This window comes from Psychrobacter sp. GW64-MNA-CIBAN-0177 (assembly GCF_040309585.1).
GTDB classification, from domain to species: domain Bacteria; phylum Pseudomonadota; class Gammaproteobacteria; order Pseudomonadales; family Moraxellaceae; genus Psychrobacter; species Psychrobacter okhotskensis.
In genome coordinates, this window is the sequence record NZ_JBEOOY010000502.1 from 1 (window position 1) to 248 (window position 248).

The window sequence follows — 248 nt, forward strand, 5'->3', positions numbered from 1 at the left end:
GTACCAACCAGAATGCAGAGGTAAAAACAGTCACTTTACCCGGCAGAAGTTTGCTATTTGCGCGTAATGTGGGTCACTTGATGACCATTGATGCTGTGCTGGATAAAAATGGTAACCAAGTACCTGAAGGGATACTTGATGGCATGATAACTGTGCTCGCTGCGATGCATGACCTTAAAGGTAACAATAATGGTCGTAATAATAGCCGTAAAGGTTCAGTGAATATTGTAAAACCTAAAATGCATGGT

The 248-nt window shown here is 41.5% G+C and carries 1 pseudogene; it reads left to right on the forward strand.

Annotation, left to right across the window (positions count from 1 at the left end):
- Positions 1-248 (forward strand): annotated as a pseudogene (locus AAEY79_RS16000) (malate synthase G); the annotation flags it as partial.